The organism is Streptomyces sp. SX-6 (assembly GCF_059089585.1).
In genome coordinates this window covers 151,089-177,473 of the sequence record NZ_JBTHHU010000006.1, presented here as the reverse complement: position 1 = coordinate 177,473, position 26,385 = coordinate 151,089, and the positions used below count along the sequence as shown (strand labels likewise).

The window sequence follows — 26,385 nt, the reverse complement described above, 5'->3', positions numbered from 1 at the left end:
ATGGCCGGACAGCACGTTCGCACCCACCGGGCAGCCTCCCCCTGGCTCTTTCTCCTGCCGGGCCTCGGCATCATCGCCGCCTTTAGCCTCTATCCCTTTCTCACCACCGTCCGGCAGGCGTTCACCGATGCCCGTACGCTCACACCCGGCGGGTGGGTGGGGCTGCGCAACTTCCAGGACATGCTGGGCGACGAGCAGTTCTGGACCGCCCTGCGCAACAGCGGCCTGTATGTGCTGCTCGTCGTGCCCTTCACGGTGCTGCTGCCGCTGCTGCTGGCCCTGCTCGTGCAGCGTCACCTGCCCGGCATCGGCTTCTTCCGTTCCGCCTTCTACACGCCGGTCGTGGCGTCCGTCGTCGTGGTCGCCCTGATCTGGGAGTGGATGCTCGACGACCGCGGCCTGGTCAACGGCCTGCTGCACACCGTCGGCGTGGGGCGCGTCGACTTCCTCGGCGACGAATGGCTGCTGCTGTTCAGCGCGATGGCCCTGACGGTGTGGAAGGGCCTCGGCTACTACATGGTCATCTATCTCGCCGCGCTCGCGAACGTCCCCCGCGAACTGCACGAGGCCGCCGCCGTCGACGGGGCCGGTGCCCTGCGCCGCTTCGTCAGCATCACCGTCCCCGCGCTGCGGCCCACCATGGTGCTGGTCGGCGCGCTGTCGTCCGTGTCGGCGTTCAAGGTGTTCTCCGAGGTCTTCCTGCTGGCCGGCCCCAACGGCGGGCCGGCGGGCCAGGACACCACCCTCGTGATGCTCGTCCAGCGCACGGGCACCGGCCTCGACGGCCGCGTGGGCTACGCCTCCGCGCTCTCACTGGTCGTCTTCGCCATCACGCTGGTGCTGATGCTGATCGTCCTACGTGCCGGCCGCCGCAAGGACGATGCCTGATGCCGAGAACCGCCCTGCGTTATCTGCTGCTTCTCCTCGTCCTGGCCCTCACGGTCGGCCCGTTTCTGTGGCAGCTGTCCACCTCGTTCAAGGGCACCACCGAGGACATCTACACCTCGCCGCCGCGCTTCCTGCCCGCGCATCCGACCACGCACAACTACGCGGAGGTCGCGGACATCATCCCCGTCTGGGACTACGCGCTGAACTCGCTCAAGGTCGCGGCCGCGAGCGTGCTCACCAATCTGGCGGGCGCGTCCATGGCCGGGTACGCGCTGGCGCGGCTGCGCTTCCGGGGGCGGAGGGTCGCGGGGCTGGCCTTCGTCCTGGCGCTGCTCGTGCCGCTGGAGTCCATCGTCATCGCGCAGTTCACGATGATGCGCGACCTCGGTCTCCACAACACCCTCACGGCCGTCGTCCTGCCGGGTGCGGTCGGCTCGTTGAACGTCCTGATCATGCGCAACGCGTTCGCGGCCATACCGTACGAGATCGAGGAGGCCGCGATCGTCAACGGGGCGAACGTGTGGCAGCGGTTCGTCCGGATCGCGCTGCCGTCGGTGCGGGGTTCGCTGGCCGTCGTCGCCATCTTCGCCTTCATGGGCGCGTGGGACGACTTCCTGTGGCCGCTGATCGTGCTCTCGGACGCACACCGGTTCACCCTGACCGTCGGTCTCGACTTCCTGCACGGCACCTTCCAGCAGAACCCGCGGCTGGTGGCCGCCGGAACGGTCATCGCGGTCGCCCCGCTCGTGGTGATGTTCGCCTGCCTCCAGCGGTACTTCTTCCGTGGCGTCGGTGAGGGCGCCGTCAAGAGCTGAAGGGACATAGGGCATGCGCTTCGGCGTCAACTACACCCCCACGCGCGGCTGGTTCCACCACTGGCTCGACTTCGACCTCGACGACGTCCGCGCCGACCTGGACTCCCTGGCGGCCCTGGACGTGGACCACATCCGTGTCTTCCCCGTCTGGCCGCTCTTCCAGCCCAACCGCACGCTCATCCGGCCGCGGGCGGTCGACCAGCTCCTCCAGCTCGTCGACGCGGCGGCCGAACGCGGGCTGGACGTGGGCGTGGACGGGCTGCAGGGCCACCTCTCCAGTTTCGACTTCGTTCCGTCCTGGACGACGACCTGGCACCGGCGGAACCTCTTCACCGACCCCGACGTCGTCGAGGCGCAGGCGCGCTATCTCTCCGTGCTCGCCGGTGCGCTCGCCGACCGGCCCAACTTCCTCGGCATGACGGTCGGCAACGAGACCAACCAGTTCGCGAGCGCGCCGCATCCCGACCCCGACCGGATCACTTCGGGGCAGGCTGACCAATGGCTGCGGCGGATGCTGGATGCGTGCGAGGGTGCGGCGCCCGGGCGGATGCATCTGCACGCGTCGTACGACGTGGCCTGGTACGACGGCGCGCACCCCTTCACGCCCGCGCACTCCGCGCGGCTCGGTGCGGTGACCGCGGTGCACTCCTGGGTCTTCAACGGCACGGCGCAGCGCCATGGTTGCGATGGCGCGGCCACCGAGCTGCACGCCGCGTACCTCGTCGAACTGTCCAAGGCCTGGGCGGAGGACCCGTCGCGGCCGGTGTGGCTGCAGGAGGTCGGCGCCCCCGCGCCCCACATCCCGCCGGAGCGGGCGGCGGCCTTCACGCGGGCGACGCTGGAGAACGTGCTGGACTGCCCGGATGTCTGGGGTGTCACGTGGTGGTGCTCGCACGACGTGGACCGGGCGCTGGCGGACTTCCCCGAACTCGAGTACGGGCTGGGGTTGTTCACGAACGACCGGCGGATCAAGCGGGTGGGTGAGGAGTTCGCGCGGGTGATCCGCGAGGCCCGTGACGCGGACCGGCCGTCGCCGCGCCGGGTCGCCCTCGCCCTGGACGTCGAGGCGGCGCCGGGGCGGGGGGTGTGTGCGCCGGGGGGTGCGTTTTTCGAGGCGTGGATGCGGGTCGCCTCCGGCGGGGGGCGGCCGGCGGTGGTGCTGGCCCGGCGGGCCGGGGATGCGGCGTATTTGGCGGCGCGGGGGGTTACGGAGGTTTTGTTCCCCTAGCCCGCCCTTTCACCGTTTCCTCCGGGGGCGAAGCCCCCGGGCCCCCGCAACGCGGCTTCGCCGCGTTGGTCCTCAATCGCCGGACGGGCTTGATAGTGCCCGGCCCGGCACCTTCCAGCCCGTCCGGCGATTGAGGACGAGCGGCGGAGCCGCGACAAGCGGGGTCTGGGGCGCAGCCCCAGGAAACGGAGAAAGGGCGGGACCGGGGCGTACTTCCCCCAACAGCAACCACCCACCGACGGAGGCCACATGCACGTCTCACGCCGCACCGTACTCACCGCCGCAGCGGCCACCGCACTACCCGCACCACGCAGAGCAGCAGCCACAGCCGCAACCGCAACCGACCTCCAGCCGTACGCCTCCTACTGGTTCCCCGACAGTCTGCCCACCGGCACCCCCGCCCCCGGCATCCGCTGGCGCAGCCTCGCTCGTTGGCGGCCGGAGGAGGATCCCGATCTGCCGTTCAACCGGGCGACCGTCCCGCTCGCGGCGCGCCGCTTCGCTCCGCCGCCGCCCAACCCCACCGCACACGCCGCCCAAGCCCGCGTCAGCGCGCTCGCGGCGTTCGCGCCCACGTCCGGCAACCCCTCCCAGGGCTCGGGCATGGCCGACTTCTACGCGTTCACGCACTGGGCGTACCTGGACGAGCTCGTCTTCTGGGGCGGCTCCTCGGGCGAGGGCCTGATCCTCGCCCCCAACGCCCCGGTCGTGGACGCCGCGCACCGCAACGGCGTCCCCGTCCTCGGCACGGTGTTCCTGCCGCCGACCGCGTACGGCGGCAGGCTCCGCTGGACGCAGGAGCTGGTGCGACGCGCGCCCGACGGCGGCTTCCCGCTCGCCGACCAGCTGATCCGGGTCGCCCGTACCCACGGTTTCGACGGCTGGTTCCTCAACGCCGAAACGGACGGCGGCGACGCCCGACTCGGCGCGGACATGCGGGACTTCGTCACCCACCTCCGCTCGCACGGCGAAGGTCTCCGCATCACCTGGTACGACGCCATGGCCATCACCGGCGACGTCTCGTGGCAGAACGAGCTGAACGACCGCAACGAGGCCTTCTTCCGTTCCGCCGGCACGATGTTCGTCAACTTCGGCTGGACGCGCGCCGGTCTGGCCTCCTCCTCCGCGCGGGCCCGGCGCCTGGGCCGCGACCCGTACGAGCTGTGGGCCGGGATCGACGTCGAGGAGCGCGGCTGGGACACGCGGGTCGACTGGGACGCGGTCGTGCCGCAAGACGTACCCCATGTCACCTCACTCGGCTTCTACCGCCCCGAGTGGACCTGGAAGAAGGCGGACGACCGCTCCCCCGCCGCCTTCCACGCCCGCGACGACCGCTTCTGGTCGGGCGCCGCGCTGGACCCGTCCCGCCCGGAGACCGGCCCGTGGCGCCCACCCGCCGCTTCCGTCGCGGACCGCTCGACGCTCACCGCGCTGCCGTTCGCGACGAGCTTCAACACCGGTCACGGCCTGGGCTGGTACGAGCGCGGGGAGCGGGTCTCGGACTCCGCGTGGAACCACCTGGGGCTGCAGGACCGGCTGCCCGGCCGCCGCTGGCTGATCCATACGGCGGGCGAACGCCCCTCCGTGGGCTTCGACTTCGCCGACGCGTGGCGCGGCGGCAGCAGTCTGCTCGTCGAAGGCCGCCTCACCGCGCCCGCCACGGTCGAGCTGTTCACGGCGCGGCTGCCGCTGTCCCCTGCCACCGTCGTGGAGTTGACGCACCGGGCGGACCCGGGCTCGGCGCCCGTGCTCGTCGAGCTCGCGGTCACTGTCGACGGGCACACCGCGTACCTGCCCGCGGGCAGGCTCGACGGTCATCGCTGGACCACGACCACCGTGCGGCTGCGCGGCCGGACGGCCGAGGCGCTCGGCATACGGCTGACCGCCCCGCACAGCACACCGGCCCGGTGGCGGCTCGGCGCCCTGGCCGTACGCGACGCGGCACCGCCCCCGCCGGGACGCCCGGGCCCGGTGACGGTCACCGCCGCCGCGCCGGGCCCCGGCGGCACGGCCGCGCTGCGCCTCGCCTGGGGCGCGGCGAGCGGCGCCGTGCGCCATTACGAGCTGCGGCAGGTGCTGCCCGGCGGCGGCTTCCGCTTCCTCGGCGGCACGTGTGGGCATGCCTACTACGTCCCGGCGCTGCGTCGTACGGCCGGCGAGACGGCCACCGTCCTCGACGTACGCGCCGTGGACGAGCTGTACGCCGCCTCGCCTCCCGCCTCCGTCACGTATCGCTGGTAGCCCGCATCCTCCTCGGTTAGGACACTTGATGCACAACGACCGCACCATCACCGAATCCCGTCTCGAGCGGGTGCTCAACGAGCGCATCCGTCCGGCCGTGTATCCCGAGTCGGTGCCGCTCGAGGTCACCGTGTGGCACGCGCCGGGCGAACCCGTGCCGGTCGCGGAGGGGCTGGCCGCGGAGCGCGTCCCGGTCGAGGTGGGTGCCGCGTGGGGTCCGGCGTGGGGCACGAGTTGGTTCACGGTGCGCGGGACCGTTCCCGAGGCGTGGGCGGGGCGTACGGTCGAGGCGCTGCTCGACCTCGGGTTCGACGAGAACATGCCGGGCTTCCAGTGCGAGGGCCTCGTCTACCGGCCGGACGGCTCGCCGGTGAAGGGGCTCAACCCGCGCAACCAGTGGGTGCGCATCGGCGACCGGGTCGCGGGCGGCGAGGAGGTGGTGCTGCACATCGAGGCGTCCTCGAACCCCGTCATCATGGACTACCACCCGTTCGTGCCGACCGAGCTGGGCGACCGGGAGACGGCGGACGCCGAGCCGCGCTACCGGCTGGCGCGCATGGACCTGGCCGTCTTCGACCGGACGGTGTGGGAGCTGGTCCACGATCTGGAGGTGCTCGGCGAGCTGATGGCGGAGCTGTCGCCGGAGACGCCCCGCCGCTGGGAGATCCTGCGGGCCGTCGAGCGGGCGCTGGACGCCGTCGACCTCCAGGACGTGGGCGGCACAGCGGCCCGCGCCCGCGAGCGGCTGACGGGCGTGCTGTCCGCTCCCGCGCATGCCTCGGCGCACCGGATCAGTGCGGTCGGGCACGCGCACATCGACTCCGCGTGGCTGTGGCCGCTGCGCGAGACGGTGCGCAAGGTGGCGCGTACCACCGCCAACATGACCGCGTTGCTGGAGGACGAGCCGGACTTCGTCTACGCCATGTCCCAGGCCCAGCAGTTCGCCTGGATCAAGGAGCACCGGCCGGAGGTGTACGCGCGGGTGAAGAAGGCGGTCGCGGAGGGCCGCTTCGTTCCGGTGGGCGGCATGTGGGTGGAGTCCGACACGAACATGCCCGGATCGGAGGCGCTGGCACGGCAGTTCGTGCACGGGAAGCGGTTCTTCCTGGAGGAGTTCGGCATCGAGACGGAGGAGGTGTGGCTGCCCGACACGTTCGGCTACTCCGCCGCACTGCCGCAGCTGGTGCGGCTGGCGGGGGCGAAGTGGTTCCTGACGCAGAAGATCTCGTGGAGCCGGACCAACAAGTTCCCGCACCACACCTTCTGGTGGGAGGGCCTGGACGGCACCCGGGTCTTCACCCACTTCCCGCCCATCGACACCTACAACGCCCGTCTCTCGGGCCAGGAGATCGCCCACGCGGTCCGCAACTTCCAGGAGAAGGGCGGCGCCACCCGCTCGCTCGCGCCGACGGGCTGGGGTGACGGCGGTGGCGGGACGACGCGCGAGATGCTGGCGCGGGCGAAGCGGCTGGCGGATCTGGAGGGCTCGGCGAGGGTCGTCTTCGAGAAGCCGTCGGCGTTCTTCGAGAAGGCGCACGCGGAATACGCGAACGCACCCGTGTGGGTGGGCGAGCTGTACCTGGAGCTGCACCGGGCGACCCTGACCAGCCAGGCCCGCACCAAGCAGGGCAACCGGCGCTCCGAACACCTGCTGCGGGAGGCCGAGTTGTGGGCGGCGACGGCAGCGGTGCGGGCCGGGTTCCCGTATCCGTACGATCAGTTGGACCGGCTGTGGAAGACGGTGCTGCTGCACCAGTTCCACGACATCCTGCCGGGCACCTCGATCGCCTGGGTGCACCGGGAGGCGGCGCAGACGTACGCGGAGGTGGCGGCCGAGCTGGAGGCCGTCATCGGGGACGCGCTGGCCGCGCTCGCCGGGGACGCCTCGTCCGGTGGCACCGTCGCCTTCAACGCCGCGCCGCACCGGCGCGCGGGCGCTCCCGCGCTGGGTGCCGCGCCTGCGGGGCGCTGCCGCCCCGCGCCGTCCGTGGTCCGGCCGCGCGAGGGCGGCGGCCATGTGCTCGAGAACGGCCTGCTGCGGGCGGAGGTCGACGGGCGCGGGCTCGTGGTCTCCGTGTACGACAAGGAGACCGGCCGCGAGGCGGTGGCGCCGGGCGGGGCGGCGAACCTGCTCCAGCTGCACCAGGACTTCCCGAACCAGTGGGATGCGTGGGACGTCGACCACTTCTACCGCAACACGGTCACGGACCTCACGGAGGCGGAGCTGCTGGAGCCGGTGGAGGACGGGGTGCGGGTGGTCCGCTCCTTCGGCCGCTCCCGCGTCGAGCAGCGCATCACCCTGGCGGCGGGTGCGCGGCGCTTGGACCTGGCGACCGAGGTCGACTGGCACGAGACGGAGAAGTTCCTCAAGGCCGCCTTCCCGCTCGACGTCCGCACGGAACGCATCGCCGCCGAGACGCAGTTCGGACACCTGTACCGCCCGACCCACACCAACACCAGCTGGGACGCGGCCAAGTTCGAGGCGTGCGCGCACCGTTTCGTGCACCTGGAGGAGCCGGGCTGGGGCGTGGCGCTGGTCAACGACTCGACGTACGGCTACGACGTGACGCGCTCGGCGCGCGAACCCGGCACGACCACGACGGTGCGGCTGTCACTGCTGCGGGCGCCGCGCTTCCCCGACCCGCGTACGGACCAGGGCGTGCACCGCTTCCGGTACGCGCTGGTGCCGGGCGCGTCGGTCGCGGACGCGGTGTGCGAAGGCCACCGCATCAACCTGCCCGAGCGGCGGGTGCCGGGGGACGCGTCCGTCGTACCGCTGGTGGAGGTGGACAACGACGCGGTCGTGGTGTCGGCGGTCAAGCTCGCGGACGACGGGAGCGGCGATGTGGTGGTCCGGCTCTACGAGTCGCTGGGCGGCCGGGCACGGGCGACCGTGTCCCCCGGTTTCGGGCTCGCCTCCGCCGCGTACTGCGACCTGCTCGAACGGCCCCTGGAGCCGGCCGGTGCCGAGGACGGCGAAATCCCGCTCACGCTACGGTCGTTCGAGATCGTCACGCTGCGGCTGGCGGTTGCGCGCTGAGGCTTGTCCGGCGCGGCTCGTCGCCTCTCCGCCCCCGGGGCCCGGGGGCGGAGCCCCCGAGTCCTTCCCCGCCGCGACGGCGACCAGCCACGACGGTAGCGTCAGCGCTTCGGCATCCAGTGGTGGACCTTGAAGTGTCCCTTCTCCAGGGTCTCGAACGGGGCGCTGCCCATGCACTTGCCGACGCTGTTCGTCGGTACGCCGTCCATGGCCCAGCTGTAGCCGAGCCGGTTCGTCTTGCCGTCGTCGAGCACGGTGAAGCCGAACCGCTTGCCTCTGAGGTCCCCGATCGCCGGGAGGCCCGGTGCGCCCTTGAAGTGCGACTCGGTGACGATGCCAGTGGCCACGGCGACCGGACCGCCGGTCAGCAGGCAGTCGATGCGGCCCTTGAAGTAGCCGCCCCACTGCTTGCCCATGTGGTGGCTGGCGGAGAAGGTGCCGTGCGCCTTGTCGGCGAACCCGTGGGCGTCGAAGGTGAAATAGACGTTGTCGCCGGGCTTGCGCTTGAGCTTGCCCGATCCGGTGAGCGAGGGCTCGTCGGCGGTCTTCCGGACGGCCTCGGTCTTGCGGACGGTCTCGGCCGCCGCAGCCGACGCCGATCCCGTCGTGCCGAGAGCCAGCGTGCCGCCGGCCATACAGACGGTGAGGGCCGCGGCGGAGACGGCGAAGGGGTGGCGCATGCGGGCCATTGCTTCCTCCTGGCAAGGGTGTTGTCGAGGTGACGGGATCACAGTGCCGTCCGCCGCAGGGGCGGCACATCCCACCACGGGCCGGTGGCGCTCCACCGCGCGGCGGAAGCGCAGCAGTACCGGGGGACACCCGTTCTCAGCCGAAAGAGGCAGTAACTGTACTAACGTTCCGGGTCGTACCAGGCATACAGCCGCCAATACGCTATACCCGACATTCCACCTTGGGTAGTTGCCGGGAGGCTCCTGTGTACGCACCCCGTACCCTCGTCGCACTCGCCGCCACCGCGGCCATCACGGCCGCGGCCGTCGTCGCCACCGGGACCGCCGGAGCGAGCGGGCCGCCGCCCTCTCCGCACCGGAGCGATTTCGCCCAGTTGTCGTCCGCCGTCGACCAGGAGCAGAACGGCACGGTGAAGACGGTGCAGTTCGAGCAGGTCGACGGCCGGAACGGCGTCGACGTCACCAAGGATTCGGTCACGGTCCAGCACGACGGCACCTATCTGCTCGTCGTCGCGCCCCAGGTGTTCACCGAGGAGGGGGGCGTCCAGGAAGGCAACGACCCGACCCGGGGGTGTGCGGACACCTGGTTCTCGGTCAACGGCAGAGACATGTCCGACAGCGGCGTGCGCCTGTGCCAGGCCGCGACCCACAGCACGCACGTGGTCGTCTCGCAGTCCGTCACGCCGCTCAAGGCGGGCGACGTCGTACGGGTCAAGTCCAAGGGCGAGAAGGTGAAGTTCGACGCCACCCGCCCCTCGGACGGCCCGCTCATCCCCAGCGTGATCCTCAGCGTCGCCCGGGTCTCCTGACGGAGACGACGGTCACGGAGACGACGGCCACGAACACGGCCGCCGCCTGAACGGAAGAGCTGCCGAATAGGCTTTCGGCATGAAACTGCGCTTCCCCCGACGGCGGCGCGGGCGGCTGCTCGCCGCCGCGGCCGCCGTCGCCGTGTTCGCCGGGGCGGGCACCTGGACGGTGGCCGCGGCCACCGGCGGTGACCCGCCCGTGCACCGCGAGGACCGGTACCTGACGGTGCCGGAGAGCCCCGGGTCCACGGCCACTGTCCGCATCGACACGTCCTTCTTCACTTCCGGCGACCCGGGCCGCAGGCCCGCCGTGCTGCTCGCGCACGGCTTCGGCGGCAGCAAGGAGGAGACGCGCGGCGAGGCGGAGGAGCTGGCGCGGGACGGGTACGCGGTGCTGACCTGGTCGGCGCGCGGCTTCGGGAAGTCGGGCGGGCGGATCGGGCTCAACGACCCGGACCGTGAAGTGGCCGACGTCAGCCGGATGATCGACTGGCTGGCGAAGCGGCCCGAGGTGCAGCTCGACAAGCCGGGCGACCCCAGGGTCGGCGTCGCGGGCGCCTCCTACGGCGGTGCCGTGTCCCTCCTGGCCGCCGGGTACGACAAGCGGGTCGACGCCATCGCCCCGCAGATCACGTACTGGAACCTCGCCGACGCGCTCTTCCCCGGCGACGTCTTCGCCAAGCTGTGGGCCGGGATCTTCTTCACCACCGGTTCGACGTCCGCCCCGGTGGGCACCGGCGGGACGGCGGGCCCCTCCTCCTCAGGCCCCGCCGCCTCGGGCTTCGGCTGCGGGCGCTTCGAGAAGGCCCTGTGCGACATGTACGAGCGGGTCGCCGTCGCCGGGAAGCCGGATGCGCAGGCCCGTGAACTGCTGGAGCGGCGCAGTCCGTCCGCCGTCGCCGGGCGGATCAAGGTGCCCGCGCTGCTCGTCCAGGGACAGAGCGACTCGCTGTTCCCGCTCGGCCAGTCCGACGAGGCGGCGAAGGCGATCGGCAGCAACGGCGCGCCCGTGGCCGTCGACTGGATCGCGGGCGGTCATGACACCGGCGTCGGCGAGAGCGACCGGATCACGCAGCGCACCCGTGCGTGGTTCGACCGCTACCTCAAGGGCGACCGGGGCGCGGACACCGGCCCCGCCTTCCGGATCAGCCGGACCGGGGGCATCGACACCACCGCCGGGGCGCCGCTCCTGCGCGGGGCGAGCAGCGACCGCTACCCGGGGCTGCGCGACGGGCTGCGCCCGGTGCCGCTGGCGGGCCGCGAGCAGCGCTTCGGCAACCCGGCGGGCGCGGCCCCGCCCGCGCTGTCCGCCGTGCCCGGGCTCGGCGCGGTGGCCGGGGTGCCGGGGCTGGCCACGGGCCTGGCGATGGACTTCCCGGGCCAGTACGCGCGCTTCGACTCGCCCCGGCTCGAGGAGAGCGTGCACGTCACCGGTACGCCGACCGCCAAGGTCAAGGTCGCCTCGGACACCGGCGAGGCCGTGCTGTTCGCCAAGGTCTACGACGTGGGCCCCGACGGGAAGCAGCAGTTGCCGGGGCAGCTCGTCACGCCGGTGCGGGTGAGCGATGCGAAGGACGGCCGGGAGGTCGAGCTGCGGCTGCCCGCCGTCGACCACACCTTCGAGGCCGGGCACCGGATGCGGCTCGTGCTCTCCTCCACCGACCTCGCCCACGCCTCCCCGGCGCAGCCGGCCACGTACACCGTCTCCCTGGCGGGCGGCGGGCTGAGCGTGCCGACCGCGCCGGAGGTACGGGCGGACGCGGACCCGCTGCCGTGGTGGACGTGGGGCCTGCCGCTCGCCGGCGTGGCCGTCGCGGCGGCCGTGCTGCTGACCGGACGCCGGCGTACGGCCGTGCCCGCGCCCGACCCGGCGCTCGCCGATGTGCCGCTGCAGATCACGGACTTGACCAAGCGCTATGCCAAGTCCGCCGACCGGTATGCGGTCCGGGATCTCTCCTTCCGTGTCGAACGCGGCCAGGTGCTCGGGCTCCTGGGGCCCAACGGCGCGGGCAAGACCACGACCCTGCGCATGCTCATGGGCCTCATCCGCCCCGACGGCGGCGAGGTCCGTGTGTTCGGGCATGCGATCCGCCCGGGTGCGCCCGTGCTGTCGCGGGTGGGGGCGTTCGTGGAGGGCGCGGGTTTCCTGCCGCATCTGTCGGGGCGGGCCAATCTGGAGCTGTACTGGCGGGCCACGGGCCGTCCGGCCGAGGACGCGCATGCGGAGGAGGCCCTGGAGATCGCCGGGCTCGGCTCCGCGCTGGAGCGTGCGGTGCGCACGTACTCGCAGGGCATGCGGCAGCGGCTGGCGATCGCGCAGGCCATGCTCGGGCTGCCGGATCTGCTGATCCTGGACGAGCCGACGAACGGTCTCGACCCGCCCCAGATCCGGGAGATGCGCGAGGTGATGATCCGCTACGCGGCGGCCGGCCGCACCGTGATCGTCTCCAGCCATCTGCTGGCCGAGGTCGAGCAGAGCTGTACGCACCTGGTCGTGATGGACCGCGGGCGACTGGTGTCCGCCGGCCCGGTCGCGGAGATCACCGGCTCGGGCGACACCCTGCTCGTGGGCGTCGAGGGCGGCGTCACCGAGGCCGTGGCGGGCAAGGTGGCCGCCCTGCCGGGCGTGGCGTCGGCCGTACGGTCCGACGAGGGGCTGCTGGTGCGGCTCGACGGCGCGACAGCGCCCGAACTGCTGGTGGAACTGGTCCGGTTGGAGGTGCCGGTGGCGAGCGTGGGCCCGCACCGGCGGCTCGAGGACGCGTTCCTGACCCTGATCGGAGGTTCGGCATGAGTACGGCGCAGGCAGCGGCGCCCGGCTACCGGGCGCGGCACACCCTGCCGCTGCGGGTGGAGGCGGCGCGGCAGTTGCGGCGCAGGCGCACGCTCGTGGTCGGGGCCGTCCTGGCCGCCCTCCCGTTCGTGCTGATCGCCGCGTTCGCCATCGGCGGGCACGGCGGCGCGCGCGACGGGCGGGTGTCGCTGATGGACACCGCCACCGCTTCGGGGGCGAACTTCGCGGCCACCACACTGTTCGTCTCGGCGGGCTTCGTCCTGGTGGTGCCGGTGGCGTTGTTCTGCGGGGACGCGGTGGCCTCGGAGGCGAGCTGGTCCTCGCTGCGCTATCTGCTCGCGGCCCCGGTGCCGCGGACCCGGCTGCTGCTGAGCAAGCTGGCGGTGGCGCTGGGGTTCAGCGCGGCGGCGATGGTGCTGCTGCCGCTGGTGGCGCTGGCGGCGGGCACGGTCGCGTACGGCTGGGGCCCGCTGCGGATCCCGACGGGCGGTTCGCTGTCGGGGGCGGTCGCGGCCGAACGGCTCGCGCTCGCCGTGGTGTTCGTGTTCGTCGGCCAACTGGTCACGGCCGCGCTGGCGTTCTGGCTGTCGACGGTCACGGACGCGCCGCTCGGTGCCGTGGGCGGGGCGATGGGGCTGACGATCGTCGGCAACGTCCTGGAGGCGGTCACCGCGCTGGGGCACTGGCGCGAAGTGCTGCCCGCGCACTGGCAGTACTCCTGGCTGGACGCGCTCCAGCCGCAGCTGGAGTGGGGCGGCATGGTCAAGGGGACGGCCGTGTCGGTGTCCTACGCGCTGGTGCTGTTCGCCCTCGCCTTCCGGCACTTCCGGGCGAAGGACGTCGTGTCCTGACGGCCGCCCGACCGCGGTCCGCAGCGCGGGCAGGGAGTCGCTCTCCAGATAGATCTGGGCCACCCAGTGGGACTGTTCGTGCCCGCGGTCGGACACCGGCCAGCCGTCCGGGCGTTCGCGGAGCCCGGCGACGCGCACGAGGGAGCCGAGCAGGCCGGCGATCGGTTCCAGGCCCGCGTAGGCGGGGGCCGGACCGCCCGTACCGCCGCGCTGCCGCAGGTATTCGCTCGGGTAGAGGTGCACGGTGGCCGCCGCCCGGGGGCAGAGGTGGCCCGGGGCCAGGGGGCGGGCGGTGGCCCGTCCGCCGAGCAGGGCGTCGGCCAGTGCGCCGCCGAGGTCGGTGCCGTAGGCGTGGTCGCACTGCCGCAGGACCGTCCGGCCGGGGAAGCGGGCGGCGGTCTCGATGACGGCGCAGGAGCCGTCGGCCATCAGTTTCAGCTCCACGTGCACCGCGCAGGTGGACAGGCCGAGGGCTTCGACGACGCGGCACGCGGCGGCCACCACCCGGTGCTGTTCCGCTTCGGGCAGGGACGTCGGGGAGATGTGCCCGCTCTGGGTGAACGGCGGCACCTTGGGGGTGACGTCCGTGATCGCGACGGGGACGAACTCGCCCTCGCACACGAGCCCTTCGACACAGACCTGGTCGCTCAGCCCCGTGCACGGGTACCACTGCGCGGCGTCGCCGACGAGCAACTCCTCGGCCAGGAAGCTCTGCTGGTGTCCGGTCAGGGCGCCGAAGCCGTCGAGGGACGACCGGGCCGCGCGGAACGCCGCCGCGGCGTCGCGCGGGTGGTCGATCCGCAGGATGCCCGCGGCCGACATGCCGCACCGGGGCTTGAGCAGCAGCGGGCCGTCGAGGTCCGCGAAGGCGTCGGCGACGTCGGCCGCGTCCGTCACCGCACGGTAGCGGGGCGTACGGAACCCGGCGATGTGCAGCGCGTCGCGCATCCGCAGCTTGTCGCGGGCCCGCTCCGCGCCGGCCGCACCGGCTCCCCGCAGGCCGAGCCGTTCGGCCGCCTGGGCCACGGGCACCGACCAGGGCTCGCTGGCGGTGGTGACGGCGTCGGCCCCCCAGGCCCGGGCCGCGGCGGCGACCCGGGCATCGGCGTCCCCGGCCAGGCTTTCGGTGAGCACAGTGTCGGTGAGCACGGGGATGCCGAGGTGGTCGAACAGGGCCCGGTCGGCGGGCTCCAGCCGTTCGGGGCGCGGTACGTACACGGCGACCCGGGCGCGGGCCTGCCAGGGCGGCAGCAGGTACGCGGCCGGCGGCCCGCCGTGGTCGTGGACGACGAGGGCCCTCATGACAGGAGCTCCGGCCGGGCGGCGGGCGTGTAGTAGAAGGCCCGTTCCTGCGGCGCCTCGGGGAACAGGGCGTCGCGCATCACGTCGTACGTGGCCCAGTCCGCCCAGTGCACCAGGGCCGATTCGGGGGTGCGCACCGTGGACTCGCCCTCCACGGAGTGGGTGGCGATGATGTGCACCACCAGGTCGTCGAGGCCCATCTCGGCGGCGAGCCGCGCGCCCACGAAGGGGTGGCGGAGCAGCAACGGGCCGCGCAGCACGGGCCCTTGGGGCGTGGGGCGGAGCAGTGCGAACAGGCCGACGTCGTGGAGGAGGGCGCCGGCGACCACCCGGTTGACATCGACGCGGGCCCCGACCATCTCGTTGCACCGCTCGGCCATGTCTCCGGCCGCCGCGGCCACCAGGCGCAGGTGCTGCACCAGGGACACGCCGGGCCGGACGACCGGGGGGCCGCCCGAGGCGGTCTCCTCGGTGTAGGGCAGCTGTGCGGGGTCGTCCCAGCCGCCGCGGCGGGCGGCCTCGGCGAGGACGCCGACCGTGCTCTTGCGCAGGACGGAGTCGTTGATGCGCTCCAGTTCGGGCATCAGGGTCTGCCAGGTCATGGCGATGCCTCCTCCCTGGTGATGTCCGCGTCGGTCAGGGCCGCGAGGGCGTCGTGGAACGCGGGCAGGAAGTGTCCCGGCCCCGGCGCGCGGGCGGCGGCCCGCTCCCCCGCCAGGCCGTACGCGCGTACGCCCGTCACCACGGCCGCGAGGACGTCCGGCGGCGTGGGCGGGGCCACCGCGAGGAACGCGCCGAGCACCGCGGAGCGTGCGCTGCCGGTGCCCACCACCTGTCCCATCACCGGGGCGCCGCCCTCGACCGTCACGAGGCGGCCGTCGCAGGCGATGTGGTCGGTCGCCCCGGACAGGGCGGCCACGGCGCCTGTGGCGGCCGCCGCCCGGCGGGCCACCTCGGGGGGCGGCAGGGCCACGGCGACCGAGTCGGCGCCCCGCGCGGTGGCCTCGACGCCTGCCAGGAAGGCGAGTTCGGCGGCGTTGCCCGACACCACGGTGACCGCGCCGGTGCCGACGAGGGAGCGCACCACGGTACGGCGGTGGGCGGTGGCGAGCACGCCGACGGGGTCCAGGACCACGGGGATGGTGGCCGTGCGGCAGGCGCGTGCGACCGCGAGCACGGTGGCGTCCGCGCCCGGCACGGACGTTCCGATGTTGAGCACCACCGCGTCGGCTCCCAGGGCGGCCTCGACGGCCTCGTCCGCGTCGTGGGCGAAGAAGGTGCTCGCGCCCAGCGACTTCAGGGCCTGGGCGCAGGCGGCCATCGACACCAGGTTGGTGATGACGTGCACCAGCGGGCCGCGGTCGCGGATGCGGGTCAGCGCGTCCGGCAGCAGGGTGTCGTCGGGGCGGGCCGGGCGGGTCATGGCGTCTCCCTGACCTGTCCCGACCCGGTGATGACGTACTTCTGCGAGGTCAGGCCGGTGACGTCCACCGGTCCCCGGGCGTGCAGCTTCTGGGTGGAGATGCCGAGCATGGGGCCGAGCCCGAATTCGTAGCCGTAGGTGAACCGCGTCGAGGCGTTGACGTAGACCGCGGCGGCGTCGACCTCGCGCTGGAAGCGCAGCGCGTTTTCCTGACACTGCGTCACAATCGCTTCGGAGTGCCCGGTTCCGTACGTCCCGATGTGCTCGATCGCCTCCGTGAGGCCGGGCACGACGCGCAGGGCGAGCGTGGGGCCGAGGTATTCGGTCGCCCAGTCCCGGTCCGTGGCGGCGGTGACGGACGGGTCGGCGGCCCGTACGCCCGGGCAGCCGCGCACCTCCACCCCTGCGGCCGCCAACTCCCGTACGAGCACGGGCAGATAGGCGTCGGCGAGCGCCTGATGGACCAGTACCGTCTCCACGGCGTTGCACATCACGGGGGCGGAGAGCTTGGCGTTGAGCACGATCCTGGTGGCCATGTCCCGGTCGGCGCCGGCGTCGACGAAGATGTGGCAGTTGCCCGCCCCGGAGGCGAGGACGGGGTACGGGCAGCGGCGGCGCACCTCCGCGACGAAGTCGTCGCCGCCGCGGGCCAGGACCAGGTCCAGCGGTTCGGGGCCGGTGAGCAACTGCCAGACGGCTTCCCGGCGTTCGTCGCGCAGGTACTGGACGACGTCGGCGTCGATGCCCTCGGCGGCGAGGCAGCCGCGTACGAGCCGGGCGAGGGCGCGGTTGGTGCGGCCGCATTCCGAGCCGCCGCGCAGCAGGATGGCGTTGCCGCTCTTGACTGCCATGGCGGCCGTCTCGAGGGTGATCTCGGGGCGGGCCTCGTACACGGCCGCGACGACTCCGAGGGGGACGCGCATCCGGCCGACCCGCAGCCCGTTGGGCCGGGGGCCGAGGTCGTGGATCTCGCCGACGGGGTCCGGCCGGTCGGCGAGTTCGCGGATGCCGTCGGTGATCCGGGCGAGCCGGGCGGCGCCGAGGGCCGCCCGGGAGGCGTGTTCCGAAGCCGCCCGTATCTCGGCGGCGTTGGCGGCACGGAGGGCGGGGGCCTGTGCGGCGACGGTGTCGGCGATCCGGTGCAGCAGCCGCTGCTTCGCCGCGGCGTCCAGCCGCGCCGCGGTGCGTGCGGCGTACCGTGCCCGCCGCACCTGTTCGCGGGGCGTCGCCAGGGCACGGAGCGTCGCGGTCATCCGCCGCTCACCTCCCGCAGCGCCGCACAGGCGGCGTCGCACAGCAGGTCCGTCTCGGCGACGGTGAGGTTGAGCGGCGGGGTCAGGCGGACGACGGTGCGCCGCTGGCCCCCGGCGGAGCTCAGCACACCGGCGGTGCGCAGCGCCGCCATGAAGGCCCGTGCCCGCTCGGGCACCGTGAACTCGATGCCGATGAGCAGTCCGCGCCCGCGGACGTCGGTGACGACCGCCTCCCGGCCGGCCGCCGCCCGGGTCAGGGCGTCCAGCAGCCGCAGGCCGGCCGCCTCGGCGGCGCGGGGCAGCCCGGCCTCGTCGATCTCGTCGGCGACCGCCAGGCCGACGGCGGCCGTCAGGGCCACGTTGCCGCCGAAGGTGGTGGAGTGGTCCACGGGCTCCCAGCAGGTGCCCACGTCCTCCCCGGCCAGCATCGCCCCGACGGGCAGCCCGGCCCCCAGCGCCTTGCCGACCACCAGGATGTCGGGGACCACACCGGTGCGGTGGTGGGCGAACATGCCGCCGGTGCGGCCGAATCCGGTGAAGACCTCGTCGAAGACCAGCAGTGCTCCGCGCTCGTCGCACAGGCGGCGCAGCGCGCGCAGGAACGCGTCGGGCAGGGGCACGGCCCCGCCCACGCCCAGGACCGGTTCGGCGATCACGGCGACCAGGTCGTCCTGGAGCCGTGCGTCGAGGGTCCGGACCAGGCCATCGCAGTCCTCGCCGTCGGCGGGTACGGGCAGGTGCACGATGCCCGGGTAGAGGCTGAAGCCGGGCAGGCCGCGTTTGTAGATGCTCATTCCGGTCAGGGCCAGGGCGATGCCGGAGCGGCCGTGGTAGCCGTCCTCCAGTGCCACCAGGGAGTTGCCGTAACGGCCTTTGCGGCAGGCGTACTTCTTCGCCACCTTGACCGCCGCCTCGACGGCCTCGCCGCCGCTGTTGGCGAAGAACACCCTGCGGAACGAGGGCCCGGCGAGTTCCAGGAGCCGCTCGGCGAGGGCGAGCACGGGCTCGTTGAGCTGGAAGCTGGAGTGCACCAGGAGGCGGCTCTGGCGCTCGATCGCCTCCAGTACCCGCGGGTGGCCGTGGCCCAGGGCGTGCACCCCGGGCCCGGCGACGGCGTCGAGGTAGCGGCGTCCGTCGGCGCACTCCACCCAGGAGCCCTTGCCGCGCACCACGGCCGGCTCGGCGAGCAGGGTCGGGACGAGCACGTCGGCGCGGACGCCGGCCACCGTCGGGGCGGCGGTCACGAGTGACCGTCCGCGATCGAGCCGAGCGCGTCGTCGCGGGCCTTGACCGCCGCGGCCAGCGGGCCGTCGCCTTCGACGTTCAGGCCGTCGGGCGGCGGCGGTGCGCCCGCCGCCGTGCCGGGCGGGCTCTGCCGCATCTCGGGGGCGAAGCGCTCCACGGTCTCGAGCACGATGGCGGCCTGGTCGGCCATGCGTTCGCCGTCCACGCCGTCGGTGACCACGCCGTGGGCGGCCAGGGAGGAGTTGCCCGATTTCAGGTGCACGGGCCGGGCGACCCGGACGATGTCGGGGACCTCGTAGGTGCGGATGAACCCGCCGGAGGCCGGGGGGTTGTCGGTGTGCAGGTCCAGCGGTACGTGCACCGACTGCCGGATGGTCGCCATCGCGGCCAGCGGGAGGTCCCGTACCGGGTTGACGCTGTCGGCCCCCAGCCCCGCCAGCAGCTGCACGCTGGCGGCGTTGGCGTATCCGAGGTGCGCCGAGGCCTTGAAGCGCACCTCGGCGGGTATGCGCCGGTGGGTGCGGGCCCGGGCCAGGACGTGCAGCAGGCCCTCGTCGTAGACGACGAAGTTGCGGCAGCCCAGCTCGATTCCGCGCAGGACGTCGTCGAGTGCGTTGCGCACCTGGTCCATGCCGCGCAGCCGGTAGCCGATGAAGCCGCCCTGCGGTGTGAGCCGGGTCGGGCTGGTGTCGTAGGTCGCGCGCGGGCCGACGGAGAAGAACATCGCGGCACCCTCGTCGTGGGCGAGGGCCAGGCAGTCCTTCACCTCCTGGCGGGTGTGCCGGAACAGCCCCAGCGTCTCGGTCGCCCGGTTGACGACGATGCCGCGGCGACGGGCCCGGCGGAACACACCGGCCAGTGTGGCAAGGCTGTTGATGACGGGGATTTCCACGCGGAAATCCGCGCCGTCCTCGAAGGTGGCGGGCGAGGCCGCCATTCCGTGGTCGTCATGTGCCGCGAAACCCAATTGCTTCAATATCTCGGCACCGGGTGTCGTCGTATTCATTCGCACCCACCACCTCTCGGGGAGGCCTGAGACACATGGATTCGACCATAACAGCGGGCCGGATCACCGCAACTCGTCCCCGGAATTCAGCGGATGTCAGCGGATGTCCGGGGCCGCCAGCACCACCTTGCGGCGGTAGGGCTCGCCGCTCGCCATGAGCGTGTAGGCGCGCTGCGCCTCCTGCACGGGCAGCACGTGCGAGACCACCGCCGCGAGGGCGTCGCGGTGGCCCAGCGCGAACGCCTCGGCGCGCCGCAGGTACGGCGCCCACGGCGGGGTCACCGCGGTGCGCAGCGTCAGGCGCTTGCGGAACAGCTCCTCGAACGGCAGCCGGTACCAGGGCTGCGAGGGCACCCCGAAGGCGAGGATCTCGCCGTCCGCGCGGCACAGCCGCACCGCGGTGGACAGGGTGCGTTCCTGGTGCCCCACCGCCTCGACGCACAGGTCGGCGCAGTCCGGGCCGAGGTCGTCGGCGTCGCGGGCGATGGCGTCGAACCCGAAGGCGGCGGCATCGTCCGTGACGACGCGCGGATCCACCCCGAGCACGGTGCGCGCCCCGCGGTCGCGCGCCACCAGCCCGTGCAGCAGCCCTACCGGCCCGCACCCGACCACGACGACGGTGCGTCCGCGCATCTCGTCGCACCGGTCGGCCCCGAACAGCACCGTGGCCAGGGGCTGGACGAGGGTGGCGACGGCCAGCTCGCGGCGCTCGGTCCAGCGGCGGTCGAGCATGCGGTACCGCCCCACCTCGACGGTGAAGTGGCCGCGCAGCCCGCGGTCCTCGGACGGTACGGCGATCACGTGCCGCCCCTCCAGGGAGGCGTCCTCGGCCGCCCGGGTGACCACGCCGACGCATTCGTGCAGCGGAAATCCCGAGAGCGAGCGGCCGCCGGACGGTCCCGCCATGAATTTCGGCATGTCGCTGCCGCAGATTCCGGCCGCCAGGAAACCGACCTCGATACCGCCGGGCGAAATGCGTTCCGCGCGCTGCTCGCTGGATTCCCGCAGGGTCCCCGGGCCGACAAGTCGGAATGCCCAGGTGCGCTCGTCCGTGCCGATCGACAATTCAGCCACCTCTCCGGGAACGGTGCAACACGGCCCACACGTGCGTTCGTTGCCACGTGCGGGCCGGTTCCAAACAGCCGGAGCGGCCGTGCTCAGTGCTCGCCGGGCGCGGGTTCCAGGACGAAGACCGGGATCACGCGGTCGGTCTTCTCCTGGTAGTCGGCGTAGTCGGGAAACGCCTGGACGGCCCGCGCCCACCAGAGGGCCTTCTCCTCCCCGGTGACCTCACGGGCCGTCATGTCCCGGCGCACCGGCCCGTCCTGGAGCTCGGCCCGGGGGTCGGCCACGAGGTTGTGGTACCAGACCGGGTGCTTGGGCGCGCCGCCCAAGGACGCGACGGCCGCGTAGCTGCCCTCGTGCTCCACCCGCATGAGCGGGGACTTGCGGATCCTTCCGCTCTTCGCACCCCGGGTCGTGAGGATGATGACGGGCATCCCCCGCAGCGTCGTGCCCTCGGTGCCCCCGGACCCCTCGTACTGTTCGACCTGTTCGCGCACCCACGGTGTCGGACTCGGCTCGTACTCGCCTTCGAGCGGCATGTCATTCCTCCGTCGTCATAGCCTCGTATTTCTGCACGACCCTGCCGCACCACTGTCGTCCAGGCAAGATCGTCTACTGCGTCCCATGGACGGGCCGGGCCACGCGGGCCTCGGTGAGCAGGCGGCGTACGGCCTCCCCCGCCCCGGCCGGGGTCCAGCGGTCGCCCTTGTCCGTGACGGGGCCGGGGTGCCAGCCCTCCAGCACGGTGATGCGCCCGCCCTCGGCGCCGAAGACCTGGCCCGTGACGCCCTCGGAGGCGGCGGAGCCGAGCCAGACGACGAGCGGGGAGACGTTCTCCGGGGCCATGGCGTCGAAGGTGCCGTCCTGCGGGGCGGCCATGGCCGCGGCGAAGGTGTGCTCGGTCATCCTGGTGCGCGCGGCCGGGGCGACGGCGTTGACCTGGATGCCGTAGCGGGCCAGTTCGGCGGCGGCGACCAGGGTGAGGGCGACGATACCGGCCTTCGCCGTGGCGTAGGCGGCCTGGCCGACGCTGCCGAACAGCCCTGCTCCGGACGTGGTGTTGATGACGCGCGCGTCCGGGGCGCGGCCCGCCTTGGCCTCGGCGCGCCAGTATGCGGCGGCGTGCCGGAGCGTGAGGAAGTGGCCCTTGAGGTGGACGCGGACGACGGCGTCCCAGTCGTCCTCGGTGAGGTTGACGAGCATCCGGTCGCGCAGGCAGCCGGCGTTGTTGACCAGGGTGTCCAGCCGGCCGTAGGTCCGCAGGGCGGTGGCGACGAGAGAGGCGGCACCCGCCGCATCGGCAATGTCGCCGCAGTGCGCCACGGCGTCGCCGCCGCGCTCCCCTATCTCCTCGGCGGCCCGCCGGGCGGGGTCCGCGTCGAGGTCGTTGACGACGACCCGGGCGCCCTCGGCGGCGAGGGCGAGCGCGTGGGCCCGGCCGAGGCCGCGCCCGGCGCCGGTGACGGCGGCCACACGGCCGGTGCAGATTCCAGTCAACTCTCGTACCTCCCGGGCACGTTGGCTGCGGACAGGAAGGCGGGCCGCTCCCCGCCGCCGTGGACGAGCAGGCTCGCCCCGGTGATGTAGGCGGCGTGGTCCGAGGCGAGGAAGACCGCGGCCTCGCCGGCCTCGTCCGGCTCGGCGAGGCGGCCGAGCGGCACGGTGCGGGCGACGGCGGCGAGGCCGTCCGCGTCGCCGTAGTGCAGGTGCGCGGACTCGGTGCGCACCATGCCGAGGACGAGCGTGTTGACGCGGATGTGCGGGGCCCATTCGACGGCCATCGTGCGCGCGAGGTGCTCGAGCCCCGCCTTGGCGGCCCCGTAGGCGGCGGTGCCGGGCGAGGGGCGGGTGCCGCTGACGCTGCCGGTCATCACGATGGAGCCGCCGCCCTGTTGGCCGCGCATGATGCGGTGGGCGGCGAGCGAGGCGGTGAGCGGTGCCGTGAGGTTGAGCTCCAGGACGCGGGCGTGGCGCTCGGCAGGCGCGTCGTCCAGCGGCCGCCAGGGTGTGCCGCCGGCGTTGTTGACCAGGACGTCCAGCCGCCCGTACTCGTCCGCGATCCGGTCGAACAGGCCGTGGATCAGGTCGGGTTGACGCAGGTCCACGGGCAGGAAGCGGGCGGCTGACGGCTCGTCCGGCGGGTGGCGGGCACAGACGACGACGTGCGCGCCCGCCCGCGTGAACGCCCGGGCGATGCCCGCGCCGACGCCGCGGGTGCCACCGGTGACGACAACGACCCGTCCGTCCATCTCGCCGCCCTCCCGCGACGGCCGGTTCACTGCTACCGTCGCACCAGTTCACCTAACAAACGTTTGGTGGAAAGGTAGCTGATCCCCCGATGGGTGTCTCCACCGCACGCCCCGAACCGGGCATCGCCGTCGTCACCGTGGACTTCCCTCCCGTCAACGCCCTTCCGGTGCGGGGCTGGTACGACCTCGCCGGGGCCGTACGGGCGGCAGGGGCCGAACCCGAGGTGCGCTGTGTGGTGCTGGCGGCGGCCGGGCGGGGCTTCAACGCGGGCGTGGATCTCAAGGAGATACAGCGCACGCCCGGCCACGACGCCCTGCTCGGCGCGAACCGGGGCTGCGCCGAGGCGTTCGCCGCCGTCTACGAGTGCGAGGTCCCCGTCGTCGCGGCGGTGCAGGGCTTCTGTCTCGGCGGCGGTGTGGGCCTCGTCGGCAACGCCGATGCCATCGTGGCCGCGGAGGACGCCGTCTTCGGGCTGCCCGAGCTGGACCGGGGGGCGCTCGGCGCGGCGACCCACCTCGCCCGGCTCGTGCCCCAGCACCTGATGCGCACGCTGTTCTACACCTCCCGCACGGTCGGCGCGCAGGAGCTGCACCGGCACGGAGCCGTGTGGCGCGTCGCACCGACAGCCGAACTCCCACAATATGCACAGGAATTGGCACGCGAGATCGCCGCGAAGGACGGCACCCTGCTGCGGCTGGCCAAGGCGGCACTCAACGGCATCGACCCCATGGACGTGCGCCGCAGCTACCGCTACGAGCAGGGCTTCACCTTCGAGGCCGGCCTCAGCGGCGTCGGCGCGGCGCGCCGCCGGGCGTTCCTGGAAGGAGGGCCGGCGTGAGCGCCGACAAACGGATGACGGCCGACGAGGCGGTGGCCCGGCTGCACAGCGGCATGACCATCGGGATCGGCGGCTGGGGTTCGCGCCGCAAGCCGATGGCGCTCGTCCGGGCCCTGCTGCGGTCCTCCCTCACCGACCTCACCGTGGTCTCCTACGGCGGCCCGGACGTGGGGCTGCTGGCCGCGGCGGGGAAGATCCGCAGGCTGGTCACCGCCTTCGTCACCCTGGACTCCGTCCCGCTCGAGCCGCACTTCCGCGCGGCCCGCGAGCGCGGGGCGCTCGAACTCACCGAGCTGGACGAGGCGATGCTCATGTGGGGGCTCACGGCCGCCGCGCACCGCCTGCCGTTCCTGCCCGTACGGGGGCTCGGTTCCGACGTGATGCGGGTCAACCCGGAGCTGCGTACGGTCGTCTCGCCGTACGCGGACGCCGAGGAGCTCGTCGCCGTGCCCGCCCTGACGCTGGACGCGGCCCTGGTGCACCTCAACCGCGCGGACCGGCGCGGCAACGCCCAGTACCTGGGGCCGGACCCGTACTTCGACGACCTCTTCTGCGAGGCCGCCCGGGAGGCGTACGTCTCCTGCGAACGGTGCGTCGAGAGCGCGGACTTCGCGAAGGAGGGCGGTCCGCAGACGCTGCTGGTGCAGCGGCACTGCGTCACCGGGGTCGTCGAGGCACCGGAAGGGGCGCACTTCACCTCCTGTGCGCCGGACTACGGGCGCGACGAGGCCTTCCAGGCGGCGTACGCGCAGGCCGCGCGCTCCCCGGACGGATGGCGGGAGTTCACGGAGCGCTTCCTGTCCGGGAGTGAGGACGGCTACCGGGTGGCGGTGGCGAAGTGGCGCGGGGGGCGGGCATGAGCCGGGCCGACGTGTGCGCCGTGGCCTGCGCGGAGGCGTGGCGCGGGGACGGCGAGATCCTGGCGAGCCCGATGGGTGTGATCCCCTCGATCGGGGCGCGGCTGGCCCGGCTCACGTTCGCGCCGGACCTGCTGCTCACCGACGGCGAGGCGCTGCTGGTCGCCGACGACGGCAGCGTGGAGGGCTGGCTCCCCTACCGCAGGCACCTCGCGCTGGTCACCGGCGGCAGGCGGCACGTGATGATGGGCGCGAGCCAGCTCGACCGGTACGGCAACCAGAACATCAGCCGCATCGGCGACTGGCGACGGCCGGACCGTCAGTTGCTCGGGGTGCGCGGTGCTCCCGCCAACACGCTCAACCATCCGGTCAGTTACTGGATCCCCCGGCACTCCCCCCGGGTGCTGGTCGACAAGGTGGACATGGTGTGCGGCGTCGGCCACGACCGGGGGCAGCGGGTACGGATCCGGTGCGTGGTGACCGACTTGGCCGTGCTCGACTTCACCGGCCCGGACCGTACGATGCGCGTCCGCTCCCTGCACCCCGGGGTGACCGCCGGGCAGGTGCGGGCCGCCACCGGCTTCCCGCTCGCCGTGCCCGCCGGGGTGCCGGTCACCCGGGAGCCGACGGCCGGTGAACTGCGGCTGCTCCGCGAGGTGATCGACCCGGAGGGCAGGCGGGAGCGGGAGGTGGGCGGATGACACTCGTCGCACCGACGCTCGTCACGCCCCTGACCCGGCTCGTGGGCGTCCGGCACCCCATCGTGCAGACCGGCATGGGCTGGGTCGCGGGCCCCCGGCTGGTCACGGCGGTGGCCCGGGCCGGCGCCCTCGGGGTGCTGGGGTCGGCGACCATGACCGTACCCCAACTGCGTTCCGCCGTACGGGAGGTGAAGGAGCGCACGGACGCGCCTTTCGGCGTCAACCTCCGTGCGGACGCCGGGGACGCGGCCGAGCGCGTCCGCGTCCTGATCGACGAGGGCGTGCGGGTGGCCTCCTTCGCACTGGCGCCCTCGCGCGAGCTGATCGCCCGGCTCAAGGACGCCGGGGTCGTCGTCATCCCCTCCGTGGGCGCCCGGCGGCACGCCGAGAAGGCCGTCGCGTGGGGCGCCGACGCGCTCGTCGTGCAGGGCGGCGAGGGCGGAGGCCACACCGGGGAGGTCGCCACGACCGTCCTGCTGCCACAGGTGGTCGACGCGGTGGACGTCCCCGTCGTCGCGGCGGGCGGCTTCCACGACGGCCGCGGCCTCGTCGCCGCGCTCGCGTACGGCGCGGCCGGCATCGCGATGGGCACCCGCTTCCTGCTGACCGCCGACAGCACGGTCCCGGCCCGGGTGAAGGCCGTCTACCTCGCCGCGCAGGCCGGGGACGTGACCGTCACGCGCAAGGTCGACGGCCTGCCCCACCGGATGCTCCGCACCCCCTTCGTCACCGCCCTCGAACGGGCCGGTCCCGCCTCGGCGTTCGCCCGGGCGGTACGGCACGCGGCGGCCTTCCGGCACGTCTCCGGGCTGGGCTGGGGGCAGTTGCTCCGGGACGGACTGGCCACGAAGCGCGGCAGGGACCTGGGCTGGGGCCAGGTGCTGCTGGCCGCGAACACCCCGATGCTGCTCAAGGCGGCCATGGTGGACGGCCGTACGGACCTCGGGGTGATGGCCTCCGGGCAGGTCGCCGGGGTCATCGGGGACCTGCCGTCCTGCGCCGAACTCGTCGGCCGGATCATGGACCAGGCGAGCGCGACTCTGCGAAGGTTGCCCTCGCCATCCATGTCGACGGATTGACGATTGACGGA

At 73.3% G+C, this 26,385-nt stretch carries 22 protein-coding genes and 1 pseudogene; 12 read left to right on the top strand and 11 right to left on the bottom strand.

Annotated features, from left to right (window positions below):
- The 5 genes from ACV530_RS09875 to ACV530_RS09855 all read left to right on the top strand — a co-directional run bounded on the left by ACV530_RS09875 (window position 1) and on the right by ACV530_RS09855 (window position 8,212).
- On the top strand, window positions 1–888 hold the full coding sequence (locus ACV530_RS09875) for a carbohydrate ABC transporter permease (RefSeq protein WP_494331939.1): 888 nt from the start codon (window positions 1–3) through the stop codon (window positions 886–888).
- Entirely contained in the window at window positions 888–1,703 is an 816-nt protein-coding gene (locus tag ACV530_RS09870) for a carbohydrate ABC transporter permease (protein WP_494331938.1), read from the top strand. The genes ACV530_RS09875 and ACV530_RS09870 overlap by 1 nt, the downstream gene beginning before the upstream one ends.
- A gap of 13 nt (window positions 1,704–1,716) precedes the next feature.
- Window positions 1,717–2,931, top strand: coding sequence for a glycoside hydrolase 5 family protein (locus tag ACV530_RS09865; RefSeq protein ID WP_494331937.1), 1,215 nt, complete (start codon window positions 1,717–1,719; stop codon window positions 2,929–2,931).
- 249 nt (window positions 2,932–3,180) lie between these two features.
- Window positions 3,181–5,172: an endo-beta-N-acetylglucosaminidase gene (locus tag ACV530_RS09860; protein WP_494331936.1), complete on the top strand. Its 1,992-nt coding sequence runs from the start codon at window positions 3,181–3,183 to the stop codon at window positions 5,170–5,172.
- Between the two features lie 28 nt (window positions 5,173–5,200).
- Window positions 5,201–8,212, top strand: coding sequence for an alpha-mannosidase (locus tag ACV530_RS09855; protein WP_494331935.1), 3,012 nt, complete (start codon window positions 5,201–5,203; stop codon window positions 8,210–8,212).
- A gap of 101 nt (window positions 8,213–8,313) precedes the next feature.
- On the opposite strand, the gene ACV530_RS09850 is transcribed toward ACV530_RS09855, so the two are convergent.
- On the bottom strand, window positions 8,314–8,901 hold the full coding sequence (locus ACV530_RS09850; protein WP_494331934.1) for a hypothetical protein: 588 nt from the start codon (window positions 8,899–8,901) through the stop codon (window positions 8,314–8,316).
- Window positions 8,902–9,146: 245 nt separating this feature from the next.
- Between ACV530_RS09850 and ACV530_RS09845 the strand changes: the two genes are divergently transcribed.
- The 3 genes from ACV530_RS09845 (at window position 9,147) to ACV530_RS09835 (ending at window position 13,355) form a co-directional block, all read left to right on the top strand.
- The gene (locus ACV530_RS09845; protein WP_494331933.1) at window positions 9,147–9,710 is read left to right on the top strand and encodes a hypothetical protein; all 564 of its coding nucleotides are present in this window, start codon (window positions 9,147–9,149) and stop codon (window positions 9,708–9,710) included.
- A gap of 79 nt (window positions 9,711–9,789) precedes the next feature.
- Window positions 9,790–12,504: an alpha/beta fold hydrolase gene (locus ACV530_RS09840; RefSeq protein WP_494331932.1), complete on the top strand. Its 2,715-nt coding sequence runs from the start codon at window positions 9,790–9,792 to the stop codon at window positions 12,502–12,504.
- Window positions 12,501–13,355, top strand: coding sequence for an ABC transporter permease (locus tag ACV530_RS09835; protein ID WP_494331931.1), 855 nt, complete (start codon window positions 12,501–12,503; stop codon window positions 13,353–13,355). The genes ACV530_RS09840 and ACV530_RS09835 overlap by 4 nt, the downstream gene beginning before the upstream one ends.
- A gap of 438 nt (window positions 13,356–13,793) precedes the next feature.
- Here ACV530_RS09835 and ACV530_RS09830 read toward each other — a convergent pair.
- The 10 genes and pseudogenes from ACV530_RS09830 to ACV530_RS09785 all read right to left on the bottom strand — a co-directional run.
- Window positions 13,794–14,177, bottom strand: a pseudogene (locus tag ACV530_RS09830) (ATP-grasp domain-containing protein); the annotation flags it as partial.
- Window positions 14,178–14,653: 476 nt separating this feature from the next.
- Window positions 14,654–15,259, bottom strand: coding sequence for an HD domain-containing protein (locus ACV530_RS09825; protein ID WP_494331930.1), 606 nt, complete (start codon window positions 15,257–15,259; stop codon window positions 14,654–14,656).
- Complete coding sequence (gene thiM, locus ACV530_RS09820) at window positions 15,256–16,080, bottom strand: hydroxyethylthiazole kinase (RefSeq protein WP_494331929.1); 825 nt, start codon at window positions 16,078–16,080, stop codon at window positions 15,256–15,258. Before thiM ends, ACV530_RS09825 begins: the two co-directional genes overlap by 4 nt.
- A complete protein-coding gene (locus ACV530_RS09815; RefSeq protein ID WP_494331928.1) occupies window positions 16,077–17,333 on the bottom strand; it encodes a glutamate-5-semialdehyde dehydrogenase in 1,257 nt (418 codons plus the stop codon). The genes thiM and ACV530_RS09815 overlap by 4 nt, the downstream gene beginning before the upstream one ends.
- Window positions 17,330–18,577: an aspartate aminotransferase family protein gene (locus ACV530_RS09810; protein WP_494331927.1), complete on the bottom strand. Its 1,248-nt coding sequence runs from the start codon at window positions 18,575–18,577 to the stop codon at window positions 17,330–17,332. Before ACV530_RS09810 ends, ACV530_RS09815 begins: the two co-directional genes overlap by 4 nt.
- On the bottom strand, window positions 18,574–19,584 hold the full coding sequence (locus ACV530_RS09805) for a peptidase (protein WP_494331926.1): 1,011 nt from the start codon (window positions 19,582–19,584) through the stop codon (window positions 18,574–18,576). Before ACV530_RS09805 ends, ACV530_RS09810 begins: the two co-directional genes overlap by 4 nt.
- Before the next feature lie 96 nt (window positions 19,585–19,680).
- Window positions 19,681–20,649, bottom strand: a complete 969-nt coding sequence (locus tag ACV530_RS09800) for a hypothetical protein (RefSeq protein WP_494331925.1) — start codon at window positions 20,647–20,649, stop codon at window positions 19,681–19,683.
- Window positions 20,650–20,741: 92 nt separating this feature from the next.
- Window positions 20,742–21,188, bottom strand: a complete 447-nt coding sequence (locus tag ACV530_RS09795) for a nitroreductase family deazaflavin-dependent oxidoreductase (protein ID WP_494331924.1) — start codon at window positions 21,186–21,188, stop codon at window positions 20,742–20,744.
- A 73-nt stretch (window positions 21,189–21,261) separates the two neighbouring features.
- Window positions 21,262–22,146, bottom strand: a complete 885-nt coding sequence (locus ACV530_RS09790; RefSeq protein WP_494331923.1) for an SDR family oxidoreductase — start codon at window positions 22,144–22,146, stop codon at window positions 21,262–21,264.
- Window positions 22,143–22,898 (bottom strand): SDR family oxidoreductase, encoded by a 756-nt coding sequence (locus ACV530_RS09785; RefSeq protein ID WP_494331922.1) that lies wholly within the window; start codon window positions 22,896–22,898, stop codon window positions 22,143–22,145. Before ACV530_RS09785 ends, ACV530_RS09790 begins: the two co-directional genes overlap by 4 nt.
- Window positions 22,899–22,987: 89 nt before the next feature.
- Here ACV530_RS09785 and ACV530_RS09780 point away from each other — a divergent pair, with 89 nt between their 5' ends.
- The 4 genes from ACV530_RS09780 to ACV530_RS09765 are packed head-to-tail and all read left to right on the top strand — an operon-like array spanning window position 22,988 to window position 26,374.
- The gene (locus tag ACV530_RS09780; protein WP_494331921.1) at window positions 22,988–23,737 is read left to right on the top strand and encodes an enoyl-CoA hydratase family protein; all 750 of its coding nucleotides are present in this window, start codon (window positions 22,988–22,990) and stop codon (window positions 23,735–23,737) included.
- Between the two features lie 14 nt (window positions 23,738–23,751).
- Window positions 23,752–24,597: a CoA transferase subunit A gene (locus ACV530_RS09775; RefSeq protein ID WP_494332032.1), complete on the top strand. Its 846-nt coding sequence runs from the start codon at window positions 23,752–23,754 to the stop codon at window positions 24,595–24,597.
- A complete protein-coding gene (locus ACV530_RS09770) occupies window positions 24,594–25,295 on the top strand; it encodes a CoA-transferase subunit beta (protein WP_494331920.1) in 702 nt (233 codons plus the stop codon). The genes ACV530_RS09775 and ACV530_RS09770 overlap by 4 nt, the downstream gene beginning before the upstream one ends.
- Window positions 25,292–26,374, top strand: coding sequence for an NAD(P)H-dependent flavin oxidoreductase (locus ACV530_RS09765; protein ID WP_494331919.1), 1,083 nt, complete (start codon window positions 25,292–25,294; stop codon window positions 26,372–26,374). Before ACV530_RS09770 ends, ACV530_RS09765 begins: the two co-directional genes overlap by 4 nt.
- Window positions 26,375–26,385: the final 11 nt, after the last annotated feature.